At 69.5% G+C, this 19,465-nt stretch carries 21 protein-coding genes and 1 pseudogene; 11 read left to right on the plus strand and 11 right to left on the minus strand.

Annotation, left to right across the window (positions count from 1 at the left end):
- Both VE172_RS12045 and VE172_RS12050 read left to right on the plus strand, forming a co-directional pair.
- The coding region (locus tag VE172_RS12045; RefSeq protein WP_324801735.1) for a vitamin B12 dependent-methionine synthase activation domain-containing protein at positions 1 to 1,445 on the plus strand (1,445 nt) is incomplete at its 5' end.
- 69 nt (positions 1,446 to 1,514) lie between these two features.
- Positions 1,515 to 2,183, plus strand: coding sequence for an HAD family hydrolase (locus VE172_RS12050; RefSeq protein ID WP_324801738.1), 669 nt, complete (start codon positions 1,515 to 1,517; stop codon positions 2,181 to 2,183).
- A 5-nt stretch (positions 2,184 to 2,188) separates the two neighbouring features.
- On the opposite strand, the gene VE172_RS12055 is transcribed toward VE172_RS12050, so the two are convergent.
- From VE172_RS12055 to VE172_RS12070, 4 genes are all read right to left on the minus strand, one after another.
- Positions 2,189 to 2,719 (minus strand): DinB family protein, encoded by a 531-nt coding sequence (locus VE172_RS12055; RefSeq protein ID WP_324801741.1) that lies wholly within the window; start codon positions 2,717 to 2,719, stop codon positions 2,189 to 2,191.
- Positions 2,706 to 3,206, minus strand: a complete 501-nt coding sequence (locus VE172_RS12060; protein WP_324801744.1) for an SRPBCC family protein — start codon at positions 3,204 to 3,206, stop codon at positions 2,706 to 2,708. Before VE172_RS12060 ends, VE172_RS12055 begins: the two co-directional genes overlap by 14 nt.
- A complete protein-coding gene (locus VE172_RS12065; protein ID WP_324801747.1) occupies positions 3,203 to 3,529 on the minus strand; it encodes an ArsR/SmtB family transcription factor in 327 nt (108 codons plus the stop codon). Before VE172_RS12065 ends, VE172_RS12060 begins: the two co-directional genes overlap by 4 nt.
- 88 nt (positions 3,530 to 3,617) lie before the next feature.
- Positions 3,618 to 4,553, minus strand: coding sequence for a DUF6528 family protein (locus VE172_RS12070; RefSeq protein ID WP_324801750.1), 936 nt, complete (start codon positions 4,551 to 4,553; stop codon positions 3,618 to 3,620).
- 145 nt (positions 4,554 to 4,698) lie between these two features.
- Between VE172_RS12070 and VE172_RS12075 the strand changes: the two genes are divergently transcribed.
- Positions 4,699 to 5,286, plus strand: a complete 588-nt coding sequence (locus VE172_RS12075) for a TetR/AcrR family transcriptional regulator (protein ID WP_324801753.1) — start codon at positions 4,699 to 4,701, stop codon at positions 5,284 to 5,286.
- 10 nt (positions 5,287 to 5,296) lie between these two features.
- On the plus strand, positions 5,297 to 5,992 hold the full coding sequence (locus tag VE172_RS12080) for an alpha/beta fold hydrolase (RefSeq protein WP_324801755.1): 696 nt from the start codon (positions 5,297 to 5,299) through the stop codon (positions 5,990 to 5,992).
- A gap of 7 nt (positions 5,993 to 5,999) precedes the next feature.
- Here the strand turns inward: VE172_RS12080 and VE172_RS12085 are convergent, their stop codons facing one another.
- The 3 genes from VE172_RS12085 to VE172_RS12095 form a co-directional block, all read right to left on the minus strand.
- Positions 6,000 to 6,530 (minus strand): hypothetical protein, encoded by a 531-nt coding sequence (locus VE172_RS12085; RefSeq protein ID WP_324801756.1) that lies wholly within the window; start codon positions 6,528 to 6,530, stop codon positions 6,000 to 6,002.
- Between the two features lie 164 nt (positions 6,531 to 6,694).
- Entirely contained in the window at positions 6,695 to 7,993 is a 1,299-nt protein-coding gene (locus VE172_RS12090; RefSeq protein WP_324801758.1) for a KamA family radical SAM protein, read from the minus strand.
- Positions 7,994 to 8,141: 148 nt separating this feature from the next.
- Positions 8,142 to 8,546 carry a nuclear transport factor 2 family protein gene (locus VE172_RS12095; protein WP_324801761.1) on the minus strand — a complete coding sequence of 135 codons (405 nt, stop codon included), beginning with the start codon at positions 8,544 to 8,546 and terminating at the stop codon, positions 8,142 to 8,144.
- 82 nt (positions 8,547 to 8,628) lie between these two features.
- Between VE172_RS12095 and VE172_RS12100 the strand changes: the two genes are divergently transcribed.
- Together VE172_RS12100 and VE172_RS12105 are read left to right on the plus strand one after the other, a co-directional pair.
- Complete coding sequence (locus VE172_RS12100; protein WP_324801764.1) at positions 8,629 to 9,237, plus strand: TetR/AcrR family transcriptional regulator; 609 nt, start codon at positions 8,629 to 8,631, stop codon at positions 9,235 to 9,237.
- Positions 9,238 to 9,404: 167 nt separating this feature from the next.
- Positions 9,405 to 9,815: a hypothetical protein gene (locus VE172_RS12105; protein ID WP_324801766.1), complete on the plus strand. Its 411-nt coding sequence runs from the start codon at positions 9,405 to 9,407 to the stop codon at positions 9,813 to 9,815.
- Between the two features lie 141 nt (positions 9,816 to 9,956).
- Here VE172_RS12105 and VE172_RS25445 read toward each other — a convergent pair.
- Positions 9,957 to 10,211 (minus strand): annotated as a pseudogene (locus VE172_RS25445) (Smr/MutS family protein); the annotation flags it as partial.
- Between the two features lie 55 nt (positions 10,212 to 10,266).
- Here VE172_RS25445 and VE172_RS12115 point away from each other — a divergent pair.
- The gene (locus VE172_RS12115; RefSeq protein ID WP_324801772.1) at positions 10,267 to 10,698 is read left to right on the plus strand and encodes a type II toxin-antitoxin system PemK/MazF family toxin; all 432 of its coding nucleotides are present in this window, start codon (positions 10,267 to 10,269) and stop codon (positions 10,696 to 10,698) included.
- Here VE172_RS12115 and VE172_RS12120 read toward each other — a convergent pair.
- The gene (locus VE172_RS12120) at positions 10,685 to 11,674 is read right to left on the minus strand and encodes a helix-turn-helix domain-containing protein (protein ID WP_324801774.1); all 990 of its coding nucleotides are present in this window, start codon (positions 11,672 to 11,674) and stop codon (positions 10,685 to 10,687) included. The two genes, VE172_RS12115 and VE172_RS12120, sit on opposite strands and share 14 nt — an antisense overlap.
- A 71-nt stretch (positions 11,675 to 11,745) precedes the next feature.
- Here VE172_RS12120 and VE172_RS12125 point away from each other — a divergent pair, with 71 nt between their 5' ends.
- Positions 11,746 to 12,936, plus strand: coding sequence for a YbfB/YjiJ family MFS transporter (locus VE172_RS12125; protein WP_324801777.1), 1,191 nt, complete (start codon positions 11,746 to 11,748; stop codon positions 12,934 to 12,936).
- Here the strand turns inward: VE172_RS12125 and VE172_RS12130 are convergent.
- Positions 12,930 to 13,829 carry an alpha/beta fold hydrolase gene (locus tag VE172_RS12130; protein WP_324801779.1) on the minus strand — a complete coding sequence of 300 codons (900 nt, stop codon included), beginning with the start codon at positions 13,827 to 13,829 and terminating at the stop codon, positions 12,930 to 12,932. The two genes, VE172_RS12125 and VE172_RS12130, sit on opposite strands and share 7 nt — an antisense overlap.
- Positions 13,830 to 13,937: 108 nt before the next feature.
- Between VE172_RS12130 and VE172_RS12135 the strand changes: the two genes are divergently transcribed.
- Positions 13,938 to 14,501: an ArsR/SmtB family transcription factor gene (locus tag VE172_RS12135; protein ID WP_324801781.1), complete on the plus strand. Its 564-nt coding sequence runs from the start codon at positions 13,938 to 13,940 to the stop codon at positions 14,499 to 14,501.
- Here the strand turns inward: VE172_RS12135 and VE172_RS12140 are convergent.
- A complete protein-coding gene (locus VE172_RS12140) occupies positions 14,498 to 15,964 on the minus strand; it encodes an alpha/beta hydrolase family protein (RefSeq protein WP_324801784.1) in 1,467 nt (488 codons plus the stop codon). The genes VE172_RS12135 and VE172_RS12140 overlap by 4 nt on opposite strands.
- A gap of 114 nt (positions 15,965 to 16,078) precedes the next feature.
- On the opposite strand from VE172_RS12140, the gene VE172_RS12145 reads away from it, so the two are divergent.
- A complete protein-coding gene (locus tag VE172_RS12145) occupies positions 16,079 to 17,518 on the plus strand; it encodes a sugar porter family MFS transporter (RefSeq protein WP_324801787.1) in 1,440 nt (479 codons plus the stop codon).
- 92 nt (positions 17,519 to 17,610) lie between these two features.
- Positions 17,611 to 19,465, plus strand: a 1,855-nt coding sequence (locus VE172_RS12150) for an AfsR/SARP family transcriptional regulator (protein ID WP_324801791.1), incomplete at its 3' end; no start/stop codon positions are given.

The following is a 19,465-nucleotide window of genomic DNA, read 5'->3' on the forward strand; positions in this document are numbered from 1 at the left end:
TCGTGCTGCAATCGGCCGAGGTGATGAAGGCCGCGGTCGCCTACCTCGAACCGCACATGGAGAAGAACGACGCCGACGAGGGCAAGGGCCGGATCGTGCTCGCCACGGTGAAGGGCGACGTGCACGACATCGGCAAGAACCTGGTGGACATCATCCTGTCCAACAACGGTTACAGCGTCGTCAACATCGGCATCAAGCAGCCCCTCAACGCCATTGTGGAGGCCGCCGAGGAGCACAGCGCCGACGTCATCGGCATGTCGGGGCTGTTGGTGAAGAGCACCGTGGTCATGAAGGACAACCTCGCCGAGATGATGTCCCGCGGCCTCGCCGAGCGCTGGCCGGTGCTTCTGGGCGGCGCCGCCCTGACCCGCTCCTACGTGGAGGACGACCTGCGGGAGATGTACGCCGACGGCCAGGTCCACTACGCCAAGGACGCCTTCGAGGGCCTCACCCTCATGGAGAAGGTGATGGAGTCGCGGCGCAGCGGCACCGCCGTCATCGACCCCGAACAGCAGGCCAAGATCGAGCGGCGCCGCGCCCGCCGCGCCCGCCACGCCGAGCTCAAGGCCGACACGGCCCCGTCCCTGGACGACGACTCGGTGCGCTCCAATGTGGCCACCGATGTGGCGATCCCGCGCGCCCCGTTCTTCGGCACCCGGGTCGTCAAGGGCGTACCCACGGCCGACTACGCGGCGATGCTGGACGAGCGCGCCACCTTCCTGGGCCAGTGGGGCCTGAAGCCGTCCCGCGGCAGCGACGGACCCTCCTACGAGGACCTGGTCGAGACCGACGGCCGCCCGCGCCTGCGCTACTGGCTGGACCGCCTCGCCACCGACAAGGTGCTCGACCCGGCCGTGGTCTACGGCTACCTGCCCTGCTACTCCGAGGGCAACACCCTGGTGGTGCTGGACGAGAACGCCCACAGCGAACGCGCCCGCTTCACCTTCCCCCGGCAGCGCCGCGAACGCCGCCTGTGCATCGCCGATTACTTCCGCCCCAAGGAGTCGGGCGAGCTGGACGTCATCGGCCTGCAACTGGTCACCATCGGCCGCGCGGCCAGCGAGTACACCGCCAAGCTGTTCGCCCAGCACGCCTACCGCGACTACCTCGAGGTGCACGGCCTCAGCGTCCAGCTCACCGAGGCGCTGGCCGAGTACTGGCACAAGCGGATGCGTTCGGAGATGCTGCTGCCCGACGGCACCTCGCTGGTCGACTCCGACCCGTCCGACCTGGACGGCGTCCTCGGCGTCGACTACCGCGGCTGCCGCTACTCCTTCGGCTACGCGGCCTGCCCCCAGCTGGAGGACCGCGCCAAGACCGTGTCGATCCTGCGCCCCGAGCGCATCGACGTCGAACTCACCGAGGAGTTCCAGCTCACGCCCGAGCAGTCCACCGACGCCCTCGTCGTTCACCATCCCGAGGCCTCGTATTTCAACGCGAAGTAACGTGAGGTCACACGGGGTTTCACCGGGCCCGCCAGGCTCGATGAATCGGCGACGAGGGAGAGATCACGGATGAGCGAGGCACGACTGCGCGCCGTCTTGTTCGACATGGACGGCACACTGCTGGACTCGGAGAAGCTGTGGGCGGTGGCGCTGCGCGACCTGTGCGCCCGCCTGGGCCACGAGCTCACGCCCCAGCTGCGCGCCGACCTGGTGGGCATGGACCAGTACGAATCCATGGTGCTGCTGCACTCCCGCCTCGGCCTGTCGCCCGACGGCATCGCGGACAACACCCGCTGGCTGGTGGCGCGGGTCAAGGCGCTGTTCGCCGGCGGTGTGGTCTGGCGGCCCGGCGCGCGCGAGCTCCTGGAAGCGGTGCGCGCCAAGGGTTACCGCACCGCCCTGGTGACGGCCACGGGGCGGGAGCTTGTCGACGTGATCCTGTCGGGCATCGGCGACGACTGGTTCGACGTCACCATCGTGGGCGACGAGGTCGCCCGCAACAAGCCCGACCCCGAGCCCTACGCCACGGCCATGCGCCGCCTCGGCCTGGCCCCCAACGAATGCCTGGCCATCGAGGACTCGCCGACGGGCGTGGCCAGCGCGACGGCCGCGGGCTGCGTCGTCCTGGCGGTGCCCAGCGAGGCCCGCCTGGAGCCGCATCCCCGCGTGGAGATCGTGGGCTGTCTGGACGGGGTCGACGTCGACCATCTCGAGAAGGTCCACAACAAACTGTTGTGACGCCCTCAGCGCGGCCCCAGGCCCGTGACGCCGTCGAGCAGCTCCCGCGCGGCGTCCAGGTGCCCCGCGTGCCGCGCGGTCTCCTCGATCATGTGCAGCACGATGCCGCGCGCGGTGTGGATCTCGTCGGCGAGGTCGGGCAGGACCGGGCCGCGCGGAGACGCGTCCATGTCGACGTCCTCCATGACGGAATTCGATGCGGCGCAAGCCGAGCCGTACCACCGAAGCGCCGTCGGCAGGGCGTGCGTGGATCCGAACACCCCGTCGGCGTGGACGTCGGCGTCGCCGTCGCGCCACGGCGGCGGCCCCTGCCCGCCCGCCAGCACCTGGCGGAACCAGAAGTCCTCGGCCCCGGCCAGGTGAGCGACCATCCCCGCCACCGCCCACCCGCTGGGCAGCACGGCTCGCCCCGCGTCCTGGGGTGTCAGACCGTCGACGATGGCCCGCACGCTGCCGCGCTGGGCGTCGAGAAACCACAACAGTTCGGCCCGCGGCGTCGGCTTCGCCTGCCGCACCGGCGATTCAGGCGAGATCACGGGCCTGCTCCCGGTAGCTTGGCGACAGTTCCTTCCACCGGGTGACCCAGTCCCGTCGGGGCGTGTCGGCGAGGTAGGCGCCGAGGTCCTCGATGTGCGCCTGCCAGCCCGCGCCGTGCGCGGCGACCTCGGGCACCGGGAACCCGCGCTCCTCCACCACCAGCCGGGTCCTGTCTCCCTCGGCGAACAGCTCGGCGGCGATGACGGTCGACGCGTCGTTGTCGAGGGACGCCACCTCGAGCCTGCGGGGCGGTTCGCACACGTCGACGCGCAGCCAACCCTCCCAGCTGCTGGTGAATCGGGCCCGCACCCGCTCGCCCAGGCGGGGTTCCCCCTCCACCTCGCCGATCCAGCGCGCCAGGCGTTTCGGCTCGGTCAGGGCGCTCCACAGGTCCTCGATGGCGGTGTCGAAGACGTCCTCCATGCGCACGACCCCCTTGCCGTCCATCAGATGCAGTGTCCCGACCACGCCGGTTCCGTCGCTCATGCCCGTTCCTCTCGCTCGCGTTTCCCTCGCTCCACCTCGGAGTGAAGGTCGGTCAGACGCCGCTGCCACAGGTCGCGGTACCCGCCCAGCCATGTGTCGAGCTCCCGCAGGGGCTCGGGGCGCAGGCGGTACTCGCGAAACTGGGCGTGTTGCCGAACCTCCACCAGGCCCGCCTCCCGCAGCACCCGCAGGTGGCGCGAGACGCCCGGGCGCGCGATCGGCAGCAGCGCCGCCAACTGGTTCACGGTGGCGGGTCCCCGCTTGAGTTCGGCGAGCATGGTGCGCCTGCCGTGGTTCGACAGGGCTTGCAACACGGCGTCCATGCGGCGAATGTACCAAACAAGTTACGTAACTGCAAGGGTACATACGAGCGCGCGCGGACCCGAGCCGCTGGGGCCCGGGCCGTCCGATCTAGTGGAACTCCAGCTTGAACAACCGGGCCTTGTAGAACCCGGCGCCGGAGCGGGTGCGCTTGTAGCCGTTGCTGAAGCCGATGGTGTTGGTGCGCCAGTTGCTGTGGCCGCCCCAGTTCGGGATGGCCCAGAAGGAGTCGCCCGAGGCGTGGCGGCAGTATGACTTGACGCCGTTGGTGCCCGAGATCTGCTTCGTGGCCGCGGTGGCCCTGTCGACCTGGTAGACGCCCCTGCCGTCGGTCGCCAGCAGCTTGGTGTGGTCGTGGTAGTCGGGCTGCAGGTCGTGGCCCAGACCGGGAAGCGAATGGTGGCGCCCCGCGTCGGCGAGCCGCGTGCCGCGACCCGAACCCGTCACCTTGAACGCCCGCACCTGATTGCGGCCGACCGCCCACAGCAGCTTGCCGATGTCGTCCCACAGCACGCCGTGCGCCCCCGCGAAGTCGTACGTCTTCACCTTCGCCAGCGAGCCCATGCTCGAACCGCCGGGCGCGTACAGGGTCAGGTACCCGCCGGAGCTGGCCGTCACCACCGACCCGTTGTTCGGGATCCGCTCGATGGCGTGCGGATTGCCGCCCGGCGACGCCGACCACAGTAGATCGTTGTGCTCCTGGTGCTTCTCGTCGGTGATGTTCCAGACGCCGACGTTGCCGCCCGACGCGGTCACCAGGCCGACGGCGCCATAGCGGGTGGTGTTGCGAAACTTCACATCGGACAGGTTGCTCCAGCCGCCGCCACCGGGGGAGAAGCTGCGCGCCATGTGGGCGTCGTTCCAGGGACTGTTGCGCGCGAAGATCATCACCTTGTTCTGGACCTGCTCGGTGACCGCGACGTAATAGTTCGCGGCATCGGCCATGGCCATCGGCCCGACGACGGCGGCGGCGGTACCCGCCGCGCCCACGGCGGCCAGGCCGGTGAAGAGAGTGCGTCTGCGCATGGAAACGATGCTCCTTTGGTCAGGTGTCTTCCCGCTAAACACATAGACGTCTCGGACTCGGTCCGAGGTTGTCGCACCGATGGCCGAAAAAGTTAGACGAATGACAAAATTGTACGAAGTACAAGTTCGTGTTATGGTGGCCCCGATGAGCCACGACCTGGGACGCCGCGAACGCAAGAAACGTGACACCAGGCGCGCCATCCAGGCCGCCGCGCTACGCCTCGCCTTGGCCGACGGCGTCGAGTCGGTCACGATCGCCTCGATCACCGAGGCCGCCGATGTCGCGCGCGGCACCTTCTTCAACTACTTCGACGGCAAGTCCGCGGTGTTCATCCCCGACCCACCGTGGACGCCTGGCGAGCTGCGCGCCAAAGTGGAGGCGCGCCCGGCCTCGGAGAGTCCGCTGGAATGCGCCCGCGCCGTCCTGACCGAGGCGCTCGATGACCTGGAAGCCGACCGCGACCTCGCCGACCTGTGGCCCCGGTTCTTCCGCCGCTATCCCGGCATGACCCCGGCCCACCGACCCGAATTGGAACACGCCCTCGCCGCCGCGATCGCGCGGCGCTGTCGGCTGCGTCCCGACGACATGTATCCGGTCGTGTTCACCCACGTGGTCATGGCGAGTTTCTACAGTGCGCGGACGCTCGCCGCGACCCGCGGCCAACCGATCGCGGACGTGCTCGGCGAGGCGCTGGCGCTGGTGGCCGACGGACTGGTTCCCCCGCAATCCTGAAAGGACGACATTGTCCACATTCGTGCTCATACACGGTGCCTTCCACGGCGGCTGGTGTTTCGAACGCCTCGCGCCACTGCTGCGGCAGTCCGGCCACGACGTCATCGCCCCGGACCTCACCGGTGCGGCGCGATCGTCCACCGATGTGCTCGACCGGCTGAGCCAAGCGGCGATCCTGGTAGGACACTCCTCCGGCGGCATGGTGATTTCCGAGCTCGCCCGGCGGTATCCCGGCCGCTGCGGGGCCCTGGTGTATCTCACCGCGTTCCTGCTGCCGCCGGGCCACACCCCCCACGACCTGGGACCGGACCCGCGCTCCCGGTTTCCCGAGGCCGTCGTCCGCGACGCCGCCCCGGGCCAGACGCGGGTCAATCCGGACCGCGCCGCCGCGGTCTTCTACCACGACTGCGATCCGGACGATGCCGCCCGGGCACTGGCTCGCCTGGTGCCCGAACCGACGCGCACCGGCCCCGCGTCGTCGCCCCCGCCGGAGGAGACGACCGTGCGGCGCTTCTACGTCGAGTGCACGCGCGATCGCGCCCTCACCATCGAGCGCCAGCGCCAGATGTACACCGCGATGCCCTGCGAGAAGGTGTACACCATGCACACGGGCCACTCGCCCTTCCTCGCCGACCCGCGCGCACTGGCCGACCACCTGATCGACATCGCCGGCTCGATTTCGGGGCCGCCGTACGGAACACATTGACGCACGCCTATCGCTGTGCCAGAACCCGTCGCCCCCAACCGGTGCGGCCCCAGGGCTTGAAGATGGACAGCAGCACGTTTCCGGTGTAGACGGTGGTGGACACGCACGCCGCGTACATCAGATCCGAACCGTCCACCCTGGCCATCTGGTCGAACGGCGTGTGCGCCACGATCGCCGCCGACTCCCGCAACCCGGGCGTCAGCGAGAACCAGGTCAACAGCACCGTCACCACGGTGAGCCCGAACTTGACGAGCACCCAGCGATACCGCAGCAGGCCCCACGGCGTCCCCAATGACACCAGCACCCCGGTGACCAGCGCCGACAGGCTGATGGGCAGCAGCACCACGTTGCCGATGATCCGCAGCACCCAGTAGATCGAGTGCTGGGTCGCCGGTTGGGACGTGGTGTTGACGGTGATGGCCAGCACGAGGTCGGCCAGGGTGATGCCCAGCCAGCCCACCGACGTGATCACGTGGGCGGCCAGCAACGACTTGCGGACGGGCTTGGACAGGCGGAAGGTGGAATCCTTGGCGGACATGGGGTTCCCATCTCTTGGAGGTTTGGTGTCCTCAAGGGTTGTCGCAAAGCCGCCCGGGCACATCGCACGGCGAGAGGCCGTTCGTCTACGACGATCGAGGTAGTTCGTCGCCGCGCGCATACGACAAACCCCGGGCCACGGCCCGGGGCTGACGCGTCAACGTCCTATTCGAACGGGAACTTCTCCGCGAACGCGGGCTTCAGATCGTTCAGCCACACCGCGTCGGCGTCGAAGTGCGCGAAGAACGGCTTGCCCACGATCTTGGGGTCGCGGGCCTGGATCATGTGCAGCACGAACACCTTCGTCCCGTTGATCTCGGTGACTCCGTCGACGGACACCTTGCCGGGATCGGCCGACATGGACGGCCCGCGCACCGTGCGACACAGCCCCGACACCTGCGAGTACGCCTCCTGGAACACCTCGTAGGCGTGCACCAGCGGCACCGAGAAGTAGTCCTGCGGCCCGGTGTCGCGCTCGACGAACATGTAATACGGGATCATGCCCATGGTGTGCTGGGTGCGCCACATCTGGGTCCACACCTGCGCGTCGTCGTTGATGGTGCGAATCAGCGGGGCCTGGGTGCGGATGATGGCGCCGGTGGACTGGATCCGCTTCACGGCGGTGCGCAGCATCTCGGTGCGCAGCTCGGCGGGGTGCGAGAAGTGGGCCTGGAACGCGAGGTTCTTGCCGCTGGCCACCACCTGCTCGAACAGGCGCATGGTGTCGTCGGCGTCGGGGTCGGTCACGAAGCGCTGCGGCCAGTACGCCAGGGCCTTGGTGCCCATGCGTATTGACTCCAGCTGTTCGAGCTCCAGCAGCGGTTCGACGTAGCGCCGCAGCACCGGGGCGCCCATGATCATGGCGTCGCCGCCGGTGAACAGGACGCTGGTGATGGACGGCCGCGCCCTGATGTACTCCACCAGCCGGTCGATGTCGTTGGTGGCCATCTTCAGGTCGGGCTCGCCGACGAACTGCGCCCAGCGGAAGCAGTAGGTGCAGTAGGCGTGGCACGTCTGGCCCTGCTGCGGGAAGAACAGAATGGTCTCGGGGTACTTGTGCTGCATCCCAGGGATGCCCTCGCCGTCCAGCTTCGGCTTGTTGAGGACGAGCTGACCGGCGGGGTGCGGGTTGAGCTTGCGCCGCACCGCGTGCACCTCGGCCTTGAGGTCGGCGCCGCGGGGATCGGCGTCCAGCAGCGCCGCCAGCCGGGTCACGTCGGCGGCGTCGAGCATGTCCTCCTGGGGGAAGACCAGGCGGAACATCGGGTCGTCTTCCGCGTTGTCCCAGTCGATGAGCTCGTCGAGGACGTAGTCGTTCGTCCGGAACGGAAGCACGGTGGACACCGCGCGGGTGCGCAGCCGACGCTCGTCGGGCAGACCCGCACGCGTCAACAGCTCGTCCAGGTGCCTTGAGGTGTAAGCGCGGAACTTGCGTCCCTGCGAGGTTGTTGTGGTTGCCGACATGTGGGATCAGCCTCCTTTGTCTACAGACCATGAGTCGCCGGGGGCGGGTCGCGCCCGACCGGTTGACCATTCGGATTTCCGTTGCTGACCATCAGCATATCTGTTCCTCGGCCTTTTCGGGGAATCGCGAATGCCGGCGCCCGCCCGATCACCCTCCGCCCAGGGGACGCCGGTGCGCCCGAATCGCGCGCCGGCTGATCCGCCAGCCGGCCGCGGTGCGGGTCAGCGTGTCCGTATAGGTGACGGAACCGCAGCTCCCGTCCGCCATGACGCCGATCCCCTTCGACACCGCCCGCACCCGCCGCTCGCCGATCGGCGTGAGCACGGTGTTGGTGACGTGGTGCCCCACGGGATGGGCGTCGCCCAGCGCCCGCGTGGTCGCGGCGACCTCCGCCAGCCCCGCGGACTCCGACTGCCCGAAATCGCTGAGGTCGAACGTCGCGTCGGGCGTGAACAGCGCGTTCGAGCGGTCCAGCTCGCCGGCGTCGACCAGGTGCCCGTGCGTCGCGATCAGCTCGGTGATGTCCACCCTGTCCTGATACGAGATGTCCATGGTGTTCCTTCGAATAAAGTGGGGAGTTCTCCGTTTCGTGATGCGATGATAAACGGAGAAGTCCCCACTTTCAAGGAGACCCATGCCCCAGCCCCGCGCCGACGCCCAGCGCAACCGTGACGCCCTGGTGGCCGCCGCCCGGCGGGTGTTCGCGGAACGCGGCACCAACGCCCCGCTGGACCTGGTGGTGAAGGCCGCCAACGTGGGCAGCGCGACCCTGTATCGGCACTTCCCGACCCGCCGCGATCTGTTGGTCGCGGCGTACGCCGAGGAGATCGAGGAGGTCTGCGCCCGCGCCCGGCGGCTCCTGTCCGCCGACGACGCCGTGGACGGATTGTTCGAGTGGCTCGCCGAGTTCATCACCCATGTGTCCACCAAGCGCGAGCTGGCCCTGGCGGGCACCGCCGGCGGCGAAGGCGATCGGTCCACATTGTTCGAAAGCTGGCACGCGGCGATGCGCCAGGCGGCGGGGCTGCTCCTGGACCGGGCCCGGCGTCGCGGCGCCGTCGCGGCCGACGTGAGGGCGGCGGACCTGGTGACACTGGCAAACGGAATCGCCATGGCCAGTGTGGACGAGGAGCAGCGCGCGCGGCTGCTCGACCTGATGCGCTCCGGCCTGACTTTATGGAGGGAATATGGACTCCATAAGAGACAAAGGAACGATATGGAAGCGCGACCACCAACCAGGTAATCCATTGGTTACCAACCGTTCCGTCATACTCGATATTCTCAACAACGGCCCATGATCATTGATCATCCCATATGGATCGTCACGTGACTTTCGTTGACGATTTCAGTTCGCCGACGGTACTGTCGAATGGCGCACGGAATTGTCATTAAACGCGAAAGGATCTTTGTGTGAAAAGAGCAATCGCCACGACCTCGCTCGCATTGTTGAGCACCGTCGGTATGGTTTTCGCACTGGCCACTCCGGCCTACGCCGACGACGGCAGGTTCACCATGTGGACCGATGACGGCGACCCGGGTGGTCGCGTGGTGTTTCACGCTGACGGCGACTATGTCGAACTCTGCGACAAAGAGGCCGACGGATACGGGGTGTATCTCACCATCACGGACACCGACGGCAACGGAGGATATTCCATGAGCGTCGGGGGGAACGATGAATGCAAGGTTCACCGGGCCTCCGAGGGCGGGAAATACGATCTTGAAGAGGGCAGTTGCCTCTCATTCCATATCGGACTCGGACCGAGCTATAAGTTCGACGACTACGCCCTCTGGAAGAACGCCAGCGACGGCGGAAACTGCTAGTAGGTTCATTTCCGCTAAATGCCCGTAAGAATGGCGGAAACACTCAATCCGTCCGCGCGTTCCGGCGCGCGCGGATGGCAATTCCCACGTTCCCCAATGGCCCCCGCGGATTGCTAACCGCTTCTTCTTGCCCTTGTCGTTCTTGTGCTGGAAGTAGACGAACAGCCGCCCGAAGTTCTTGGAGTCCTTGTCCACGCGGTGATACAGCGCCTTGATCTCCTTTTGATCCAGGAACCGGATGACCTTCTTCTTCAGCTGACCCGAGCCCTTGCCGGGGATGATCTCCACGGTGGCGATCTTCTTGTCCACGGCCTCGTGGATGACATCGCGCAACGCCTTGTCGATCAGGCCGCCCTTGTTGTAGATATCGTGCAGATCCAGGACCAGTTTCGCCATCCGCCGATCATGACACGCCCGCCCGCCTCGGATCGACGTTCGCTAATCTCCTGGGATGCATACAGACGCCTCCCGGCCGCAGGTCCGCGAGATCTTCACGTCCGAACACGCCGCGACCATCGAGTACTCACCCGACCTCGACGGTCTCGCCGACCCGGGCGAGGTCGTGTGGTCCTGGGTGCCCTTTGAGGAGGATCCCAGCCAGGGCAAGGACCGTCCCCTGTTGGTGGTCGGCAGGCACCGCCGTCGGCTGCTGGGGATGATGCTGTCCAGCCATGGCAAGGACGACCACCCCGACTGGCTGCCCCTGGGCGCGGGCGCCTGGGACCGGGAGGACCGCGACTCGTACCTGCGGCTGGACCGGGTGTTCGCGCTGGACGAGGACGACATTCGCCGCGAGGGTTCGGTGCTCGACCCCGAGCGTTTCGTGCGCGTGGCCGCGGAGCTGATCCGCCTGCACGGCTGGAAGGCCGTCAGGCCGCAGTAGCCCCCGCCGACGGCGCGCCCGCGTGGAATGCCTTGCGGTAGGCCGACGGCGAGGTGCGCAGCAACCGTCCGAAGTGGTGGCGGTAGCTGACCGCGGTGTCGAAACCGACGGCCGCGCCGATCTCCTCCACCGACGCCGACGTGGTCTCCAGCAGCGGCAGGCTCGCGTGGACGCGGCGGGTGATCAGCCAGCGGATCGGGCTGGTTCCCGTGGCGCGGGTGAAGAGGCGCTGGAAGTTGCGGGTCGACATGTGGGCGCGGGACGCGAGCGTGGTCACGGTGATCGGCGAGGTGAGGTGGCGCTCGGCCCAGTCCATGGTGGAGGCCAGGCGGTCGTCGTCGAGGTCGGCGGCGACCGGCGCCTCGACGAACTGGGCCTGCCCGCCCTCGCGGTGGGGCGGGATCACCAGGCGGCGCGCCACCTGGTTGGCCACCTCGGCGCCGTGATCGGCGCGCACCAGGTGAAGGCACAGGTCCAGACCCGCCGCGTGGCCCGCGCCCGTGAGGATGTCGCCGTCGTCGATGTACAGCACGTCGCGATCCACCACGATGGACGGATGGCGGCGCCGCAGCTCCGCCGCCTCGCCCCAGTGCGTCGCCACCCGCCGCCCGTCCAGCAGGCCCGTGGCCGCCAGCGCGTACGCGCCCGAGCAGATCGACACCAACCGCGCGCCCCGACGATGCGCCCGCCGCAGCGCCGCGACCACCCGCGGCGACGGGTCGTCCGACATGTGTGGCACGCCGGGGACGATCACGGTGTCGGCGGAGGCGAGGTCGTCCAGTCCGTGGGGGCTGCTGAGTCGGGCGCCGCCCACCATGTCCACCGCGTCGCCGTCGGCGACGCAGGCCCGCAGCTCGTACCAGCGCGGCAGCGGCGCGGGGGCGGGGCGGCCGAAGATCTCGGCGACGATACCCGCCGTGAACCCCGAGGTGCTGTCGTACAGCAGCACCGAAACCACGTGCGGCGGGTCCGTCATGGCGTAATCTTAGCGAACCTCGGCATTCACGCCACTTGTGTCCGCCCCGAAACGGCGGCACAGTGATCGTCATGAACGACGCGACGATCACGAATCAGACGCGACCTGCGGGCACGGATGCCTTGCCCGACAGGGATTCCGCGACCCCTGCGTGGCGAATCGGGGTCGCGGGCGTGGCCATCATCGGCGTCACCTTCGGGTTCGCGCGCTACGGGTACGGGCTGTTCGCGCCGCGGCTGCGCGCCGAGTTCGGGCTGTCCATGGGCGTCGTCGGCCTGATCGGCAGCGCCACCTACGTCGGGTACGTGCTGGCCCTGGTCACCGTGGCGGCGTGGTCGCGGAGGCTGGGACCGCGCGCGATGGTGGTGGCCGGGGGAGTCGCGTCGACCGTCGGCCTGACGACGGTGGCGCTCGCGCACGACACCGTGGTCCTGGTGGCGGGGTTGGTGTTGGCGGGCACCAGCAGCGGCTGGGCGTGGGCGCCGTTGTCGGACGCCGTGGATCGGATGGTGGCGCCGTCGGGGCGCGAACGGGTCATGGGGCTGATCCCCAGCGGGACGGCGTTCGGGGTGGTGGCGGTCGGGCTGGCGGCGTTGGCGTGGGCCGACGATCAGTGGCGGTGGGCGTGGGTGTGCTTCGCGGCGGTGTCGGCGGTGGTCACGGCGTTCAACGCCCTGGTGCTGGTGGGACACGGGCGCGCCGAACGCGGCTCCCTTCCGCGACCGGCAAGGTTTCTGCGCCGCGCCGCCGTCCCGCTACACCTCACCGCCGTCTCCTATGGACTCGTGGGCGCGGTGTACTGGACCTTCGCCGCCTCGGCGGTGTCGGCCGGCGGTGTCGTGGCGGTGTTTTGGACCGTCATGGGCGCGGCGGGGACGCTCGGCGTGGCGGCGGGAGTCGTGATCGGGCGGCTCGGGCTGCGCGTCACCCACGCGTACGTGTTCGCGTCGCTCGGCCTGGCCGTGGCCCTGCTGGCGATCGCGCCGGGCTCGACCGTCGCGGTGATGGCGTCTGCCATCCTGTATGGACCCGCGTTCATGGCGGGGTCGAGCGTGTTGGCCGTGTGGAGCTACCAACGCTTCCCGGACCATCCCGCCGGCGGATTCAGCGTCACCCTGCTGGCGGTGGGCGTCGGCACCATCGCGGGCCCCGCGCTACTGGGCGCCGTGGCCGAGCGCGGGGGACTGGCAGGCGTCTTCGCCGTCACCGCGGCGATCGCGGCCGCCACCCTGCTGGTGGCGCCGCGCCGCGCCGGTCATTGATCCGCGGGTCGGGCGACGCGATCGACCGCCGCGGCCACCGCGTCGGGACGGTCGCGGTGAATGTAGTGCCCGGCGCGGTCGACGACGATGTGCCTGGCGCGGGGGAGTTCCGCGCAGACGTCCTCGGCGTGACCGAGGCACATCTCGCGGAGCTTGGCGGGCTTGTCGGTGGCGCTCAACGCGATCAGCGGAACATCGGGAAGCCGGTGCGTGGCGCGCCAACGACGCAGCTCCGCGATGCCGCGATCGGACAGCGCCGCCTCGTCGCGGATCATCGACACCTGCGAGCGGGTCGCGTAGGAGTCCATATAGGCCCGCACGAGGAGTTCGCGGACGCCCGCGTCGTCGCTGCTGTGCTCGGCCAGGTGCCGCGCCGACCTCGCCGCCAGCCTCCCGAAGAGACCGAGCCGATACGCCGCCATCACGCCGATGCCCATGCCGCGCTCGGCCAACTTCATCCACAACGGAGCCCGCTTCAACACGTCCTCGTGGGTGGCGTCCTCCAACACCAGGCCCCGCACCGCTTCGGGACGCCGTGTCGCCGCCAGCTGCGCCAACAGCCCGCCCCAGCTGTGTCCGACGACAATGGACGAACCGACCCGGTCCAGCAGCGCCACGAGATCGTCGACCTCGGCCGAGATGCTGAGCCGGTCGGTTCGATCGCTGTCGCCGCTGCCCGCCCGGTCGTAGGCGACGACCCGAAATCGCCGCGTCAGGCGGGGCAGCACGGGCGCCCAGTTCAGGCAGGTCTCGGCGCTGCCCGCCACCAGGACGACCGTCGGCCCCTCGCCGACGTCGATCCACCGCAGCCGGCGACCCGGGGTTCGGACGAGCTCCCCGCGCCGCACGGTCTGCCCGGTCAGCTGCGACAACGCCTCGATCACACGGTCCACGACGATCTCCTTCGACGGTGTTCGGCGACCCTCGAGACAATCCGCTCGAGAGCAAGTTCTCGAAACAGTACTCTCGAAAGGCGCGTCTCGACCAGGTAGCCTGCCCACATGGCCTCATCGATCACCCAAGCCGACGTGATGCGCGCGCTGTCGCACCCGACCCGCATCGCGCTGTTGGAAGCCCTCCAGGCCCATCCGGCCCTCACCGCCACCGAGGCCGCCGACGCCATCGGAGAGACCCCCACCAACTGCGCGTTTCACCTACGCGCCCTGGCGAAGTTCGGGTTCATCGAGGAGGCGGGCAGGGGCGCGGGACGGCGCCGCCCGTGGCGGCTGGCCGACCGCTCGATCCGCTTCTCCGAGGTGCACACCGACGAGGACACCTCGGTGGCCGCCGCGGGACTGTCCGATGTGCTCACCGAACACGCGCTGCGCAGGATCGCCGACGAGCAGCGTCGCCGCACCGACGAGCCGCCCGAATGGCGCGAGGTGTTCGGCGGCTCCCAGGCCATCGCGATGGTGACGCCCGAGGAGATGGGTCAGTGGCTTGAGGACCTGCGAGAACTGTTGGGCCGCTTCGACTCACGCCGGGCCGACGGCGAGGAGCCCGAGGGCGCCCGCGCCGTCCAGCTGTTCCTGTTCGCGCAGCCCTTCAGCGCCGCCAAACGCTAGTCCTCTGCCGGCTCCGCGCGCTGCCGTATCCAATCGATGAGCTCGCCGATCACGCCGGGAGCGAGCCGGACGCCGTGCAGACCGTAGGTCGCCTGCTCGCGGGTCATCCCGACCACCTCGCCGTCGGTCGACTCCAACAGGTGGCCCGCGCCCGCGTAGGTGGACACGGTGACGTCCTTGTTGCCGCCCTCCTCCAGGGCCGCCGAGATGCGTTCGGCCGAGGCCTCGCCGGGGATGTTGGGGTCGTCCGCGCCGAACTGCAACAGCACCGGGCACGAGATCACCCGATAGCTGCCCGCCGGGTCGTACTGCATGTCGGCGTTGGCCTCGCCCAGCTTCCCCGCCGTCTCCCCCGCGGGGGCCAGCGGCGGCAGCGGCGACAGCATCGGCTGGTGCTTGGCGTATTCGGGCACGGCGAACGTGCGCACCGTCGACTCGGCGCGCAGCTTCGCCAGCAGGTCCTCCAGCTCGACGATCTGGGTGCCGGTGCCGCTTCCCGCCGCGTACATCGCGAACAGCAGGCGCCACGCCTCCGCCGCCTCCTTGACGGCCTTGGGGGCGACGCCGCCCTCGGCCAGCGCGGTGGTGCGGCGGTGCACCTCCGCCTCGGCCATGGTGACGCCCGAGGCGCTGGTGCCCGCGATGAAGGCGACGTCGGGGCGGCGCGCGGCCACCAGCGGCACCGTCCACATGCCATTGCTGATGCCCCACAGTCCCACCGTGGAGATGTCGTCGCGGGTGTTGAGGAAGTCCAGGGCCGCCTCGATGCCCGCGGCGTTGTCCCGCAGGCCGGTCCGCGGCTCGCCGGTGGAGGCGCCGTGGCCCTGGCGGTCGAAGATCAGCGCGGCGACGCCCGCGCGCACCATGGCGTGGGCCCAGGTCCGGTAGAAGTCGCGCTGGTGCGGCACCGAACCGTGCGCCAGCACCACGCCCGGGACCGGGTCGTCTCCCGCGGGACGCAGCAGGGTGCCCGCCAGCACCGTCGCCTCGCCCGACACCAGGAAGCTCACCTCCTCCTCCGCGGGCGACTGTGTACGGAGCAAAGTGGCCTCGGAGCGGTCGATGGCGATGCGCAGCTCGCCGTCGTCGCCGAAGGTGATCTCCTCGCCCTGTTCGGACAGCAGGCGGTTCTCGGCGATCGGCGTCAGCCGCACCACCACGTCGTGGTCCAGATCGGCGTAAAACGGGTACGGCGCGCCGATCGTGTCGTCGGACCACATTCCCAGCACCAGGCTGATGTCGCCGTCGGAATACTCGCCGATCCTGTCGCGCCAGGCCTGCGGGTCGAAGGGGCGTTCGGGGTGGAGCTGATGTCCGAAATGGAGATCAGCGGGGGTGTCGAAGGAGGCCGTGCCGCCGGTGAGCGGCAGATTTACCCGGATTAGTCCATCGTGGCCAGGCATGTGGCCCACCCAATGATGCGAGGACGCCGGGGGCTTGTCGGCGGATGAACGTGAAGGCATCCCACGATTGTCCACCTCGAGGCTTTTCCATGTGTGCGCGAGCCGAACCGACCACCCGGTGCCCGTTTTGGGACTACGGTGTGCGACATACGTCCGGATCATCGAGGGGGAACGATGGGCGACGACTCCGTGCTCAGCGCCGACGAACGGCGCGCCCACATCAACGCCGTCTTCATCGCCTCGGCCGCGGCCATCGGCGGCTTCCTGTTCGGCTACGACACCTCGGTGATCAACGGCGCGGTCTCGGCCGTCGGCGACGACTTCGGCATCGGCTCGGTGGCACTGGGCTTCGTGGTGTCCTCGGCGTTGTTGGGTTGCGCGGTGGGCGCCTGGTTCGCCGGCCAGCTGGCCAACCTGATGGGCCGGGTGCGGGTCATGCTGATCGCCGCGCTGTTCTTTCTCATCAGCGCCATCGGTTCCGGCTTCGCCGTGGGGCCGACGGACCTGGTGATCTGGCGCGTCCTGGGTGGACTCGCGGTCGGCGCGGCCTCGGTGATCGCCCCGGCGTACATCGCCGAGATCTCCCCGGCCAACCTGCGCGGGCGCCTGGGATCGCTGCAGCAGCTGGCCATCGTGTCCGGCATCTTCGTCGCGCTGCTCGTCGACTACGTCATCGCCAACGTCTCCGGCGGCGCCAACCATCCGTTCCCGTGGGGCGGCGACGCCTGGCGCTGGATGTTCTTCTCCGGTTCGATCCCCGCGCTGCTGTACGGCGTGATGGCCTTGCAGATACCCGAATCCCCGCGCTATCTGGTGTCCAAACACGAGCTAGTCAAGGCCAAGGAGGTCCTCAAGCGGGTCGTCGGCGGCAATGTGGACAAACGCATCAGCGAGATCGAGAAGTCCCTGAAGTCCGACAAGCCCGTGCGGGTCTCCGACCTGAGGGGCAAGGCGTTCGGCCTGATGCCGATCGTGTGGGTCGGCATCCTGCTGTCGGTGTTCCAGCAGTTCGTCGGCATCAACGTGATCTTCTACTACTCGTCCGTGCTGTGGCAGGCCGTCGGCTTCGACGAATCCAACTCGATGCTCATCACCGTCATCACGTCGGTGACCAACATCGTCACCACCCTGGTGGCCATCGCCCTGGTCGACCGGGTGGGGCGCAAACCCTTGCTGCTCATCGGTGCCGCCGCCATGACGATCGCGCTGGCCACCATGGCGTACGTCTTCGGCACCGCGCCGCTGGAGGACGTGCACGGCAAGATGCAGCCGGTGCTGCACGGCGCGGCCGGGTCGATCGCCCTGGTCGCCGCCAACGTGTTCGTGTTCGGCTTCGGCTGCTCCTGGGGCCCGGTGGTGTGGGTCCTGTTGGGGGAGATGTTCGGCAACCGCATCCGGGCCTCGGCCCTGGCCCTGGCCGCCGCCGCGCAATGGGTGGCCAACTGGACGGTGTCGACGACGTTCCCGTGGCTGGCCGACGTCGGCCTGGGCCTGGCGTACGGGCTGTACGCCGGATTCGCGCTGCTGTCCTTTGTGTTCGTCTGGAAGGCGGTGCGCGAGACCAAGGGCCGCGAACTGGAGGACATGGACTCCCTGTCGTCGGTGCCCACCTGACCGCGTCGCCGTCCATCGCCCTCGGCCGTCACGGGCACCGAGTATTCTCGTCGCAAGGTGATCGCAGTCACGGTTAGCGGCGGAGCACGGTGATGGAATTTCGGGTCCTGGGCCCGATGCAGGTGTTCGATGACGGGCAGCCGGTGCCCATCGGCGGTGGACGAGGCAAGGCCGTCCTGGCCGCGCTTCTGCTGCACGCCAACAAGACGGTGTCGCGCTCCCGGCTCATCGACCTGGTGTGGGCCACCGCCCCCGACTCGGTGGGCTCCAACCTGCGCAGCTACCTGGCGAAGCTCCGCAAGTCGCTGTGCGCGCCCGACGCGCAGCACCCGCGCATCGTCGCCGACCCGCACGGCTTCCGGATCGTCGTGGCCGACGGCGAACTCGACCTCGCCGAATTCGAATGCCTCGCCGCCGCGGGGGAGAAGGCCCTGGCCGACGGCGATCCCGCCGCGGCGGCCGAGGACTTCGCCGCCGCCCTGGCGCTGTGGCGGGGCCCGGCACTGGGCGGCGTCATGATCGAGCCGGGTCTGGCGGCCGCCGTCGCCCATCTCACCGAGCGCCGCGACCGCGTCGAACTGCGCGGCATCGAGGCGAGGATGGCGATGGGCCGCCACGCCGACCTGGTGGGGGAGCTGCGCTCCCTGGTCGCCGCCCAACCCCTGCGCGAACACCTGGTGGCCCTGTTGATGTTGGCGCTGTACCGATCCGGCCGCCAGAAGGAGGCGCTGTCGCTGTACCGCGACACCCGGCACCGCCTCGTGGAGGACCTCGGCGTCGAGCCCGGGACCGAACTGGACGAGACGCACCGCCGCATCCTGGCCGCCGACCCCGATCTGGACTCGCCGCCGCCGCGTCCCCGCCCGGCGGCCACGGCCACGGCACGGGTGGTGCCCTCCCAGCTTCCCGCCGACATCCCCGCGTTCACGGGCCGCGACCGGGAACTGGCCGCCGTGCGGGCCCACGCGCGCGGCTGCGCCGAGGCCGCGGGCACCGCCGTGGTGACCGCCCTGGACGGCATGGCCGGGGTTGGCAAGACCACGCTGGCCGTGCACGCCGCCCGCCAGCTCGCCGCCGACTTCCCCGACGGTCAGCTGTTCATCGACCTGCGCGGCTACAGCGGCACGGACACGCCGGTGGAACCCGGCCAGGCCCTGGACCGGCTGCTGCGCTCCCTGGGCGTGCCGCCCGCGGCGATTCCCGCCGACACCGACGACCGCGCGGCGCTTTATCGCTCCCTTTTGTCCGATCGGCGCATGCTTGTGGTGCTGGACAATGCGGTCGACGAGGCGCAGGTGCGGCCCCTGCTGCCCGGCGACTCCAGCTGCCTGGTCATCGTCACCAGCCGCCGCCATCTGTCCGCACTGGACGAGGCCGCTCCGGTTCCGGTGGAGGTGCTGGAGGCCCCCGAGGCCGGCGCGCTGTTTGTGGACGTGGCGGGCGTGGCGGCCGACCGCCCCGAGTCTCGCGCGCTGGTGGCCGCGATCGTCGAGGCGTGCGGGCGGCTGCCCCTGGCGGTGCGGATCGCGGCGTCCCGGCTGCGCAGCAGGCCACAGTGGAGCCTGGAGGACCTGCGGGACAAGTTGCTGGGCGGGGGCGCGCCCCTGGCCCGGCTGGAATACCGGCAGCGCAGCGTCGCCGCCGCCTTCGACATGTCCTACGACGAACTGGACGACGCCCACGCGACGCTGTTTCGCGCCCTCGGCCTCGCCCCGGGCCCCGACTGCGGGGTCGCCGCCGCCTGCGCCCTGGTCGGGGCGAGCGACCGCGACGCGGTCGAGGCGCGCCTGGAGGACCTGGTGGACGCGCACCTGCTGGAATCACGGCGCCCGGGGCGCTACGGCTTTCACGACCTGGTGCGCGCCTACGCGCGGGACCTGGCGGAGCGGCTCGACACCCCCGCCGCCCGGCACCGCGCCACGGACAATGTGGTCGATCACTACCTGG

This window comes from Stackebrandtia sp. (genome assembly GCF_035643755.1).
Lineage (GTDB): Bacteria > Actinomycetota > Actinomycetes > Mycobacteriales > Micromonosporaceae > Stackebrandtia.

Bases quoted from the DNA above. Each gene is read 5' to 3' on its own strand.
- VE172_RS12050 (WP_324801738.1), top strand. From the start codon at position 1,515: ATGAGCGAGGCACGACTGCGCGCCGTCTTGTTCGACATGGACGGCACA.
- VE172_RS12060 (WP_324801744.1), bottom strand. From the start codon at position 3,206: ATGAGCGACGGAACCGGCGTGGTCGGGACACTGCATCTGATGGACGGC.
- VE172_RS12065 (WP_324801747.1), bottom strand. From the start codon at position 3,529: ATGGACGCCGTGTTGCAAGCCCTGTCGAACCACGGCAGGCGCACCATG.
- VE172_RS12070 (WP_324801750.1), bottom strand. From the start codon at position 4,553: ATGCGCAGACGCACTCTCTTCACCGGCCTGGCCGCCGTGGGCGCGGCG.
- VE172_RS12075 (WP_324801753.1), top strand. From the start codon at position 4,699: ATGAGCCACGACCTGGGACGCCGCGAACGCAAGAAACGTGACACCAGG.
- VE172_RS12085 (WP_324801756.1), bottom strand. From the start codon at position 6,530: ATGTCCGCCAAGGATTCCACCTTCCGCCTGTCCAAGCCCGTCCGCAAG.
- VE172_RS12090 (WP_324801758.1), bottom strand. From the start codon at position 7,993: ATGTCGGCAACCACAACAACCTCGCAGGGACGCAAGTTCCGCGCTTAC.
- VE172_RS12095 (WP_324801761.1), bottom strand. From the start codon at position 8,546: ATGGACATCTCGTATCAGGACAGGGTGGACATCACCGAGCTGATCGCG.
- VE172_RS12100 (WP_324801764.1), top strand. From the start codon at position 8,629: ATGCCCCAGCCCCGCGCCGACGCCCAGCGCAACCGTGACGCCCTGGTG.
- VE172_RS12115 (WP_324801772.1), top strand. From the start codon at position 10,267: ATGCATACAGACGCCTCCCGGCCGCAGGTCCGCGAGATCTTCACGTCC.
- VE172_RS12120 (WP_324801774.1), bottom strand. From the start codon at position 11,674: ATGACGGACCCGCCGCACGTGGTTTCGGTGCTGCTGTACGACAGCACC.
- VE172_RS12125 (WP_324801777.1), top strand. From the start codon at position 11,746: ATGAACGACGCGACGATCACGAATCAGACGCGACCTGCGGGCACGGAT.
- VE172_RS12135 (WP_324801781.1), top strand. From the start codon at position 13,938: ATGGCCTCATCGATCACCCAAGCCGACGTGATGCGCGCGCTGTCGCAC.
- VE172_RS12140 (WP_324801784.1), bottom strand. From the start codon at position 15,964: ATGCCTTCACGTTCATCCGCCGACAAGCCCCCGGCGTCCTCGCATCAT.
- VE172_RS12145 (WP_324801787.1), top strand. From the start codon at position 16,079: ATGGGCGACGACTCCGTGCTCAGCGCCGACGAACGGCGCGCCCACATC.